General features: G+C 70.4%; 1 protein-coding gene and 1 pseudogene. Both read left to right on the top strand.

The window, feature by feature from the left end:
* A partial coding sequence (locus tag ACFP3U_RS37050) for a DUF6221 family protein (RefSeq protein WP_380230168.1) occupies positions 1-200 on the top strand: 200 nt, incomplete at its 5' end.
* A 75-nt stretch (positions 201-275) separates the two neighbouring features.
* Positions 276-558 (top strand): annotated as a pseudogene (locus ACFP3U_RS37045) (hypothetical protein); the annotation flags it as partial.

The raw sequence follows: 558 nt of genomic DNA, 5'->3' as shown, positions 1-558 counted from the left end.
CGCCGTACCGGGACGTGGCGTTCGGTCTCGCCGACATCGACGCCAAGAGGCGGATCGCCGATCTGCACCAGGCTGATGACGAGAAGGCGGAAGCCCCCATCTGCACCACATGCCTGTATGCGCCGCCATGCGAGACCCTGCGTGCCCTCGCCCTGCCTTACGCCGACCACCCGGACTACCGCGAGGAGTGGCGACCGTAGGGCCGTCCGGCCCATCCGCCCGCCGTCGAGCGCCCCGTACACTCCCGGGGCGCTCGCATCATTTCAGGGGGGATCATGCGTATCCGCACCATCGCCGCCGCAGTCGCGGCACTCGCCCTGCCGCTCACCGCATGCGCCAGCGACGGCGGGACCGTCAGCCAGTCCAAGGGCTCCTGCAAGGACGCCATCCGGGACCTCGTCAAGGATCCGGACGCCGCAGGCGACGAGAAGCCGCCAGCCTGTGAAGGCTTCACCGACGCCGAGCTGGAGGACATGGCGAAGGAGGTCCTCGGCGACGAACTCGCCGGCAGCCTCGACGTCGATGCGGAGGAGCCCGCCGAGGAGAAGCCGGCGGCGG

The organism is Kitasatospora misakiensis (genome assembly GCF_042656005.1).
GTDB lineage: Bacteria > Actinomycetota > Actinomycetes > Streptomycetales > Streptomycetaceae > Kitasatospora > Kitasatospora misakiensis.
Note: the sequence above shows the minus strand (reverse complement) of the source record. Positions and strands in the feature narration are given on the sequence as shown.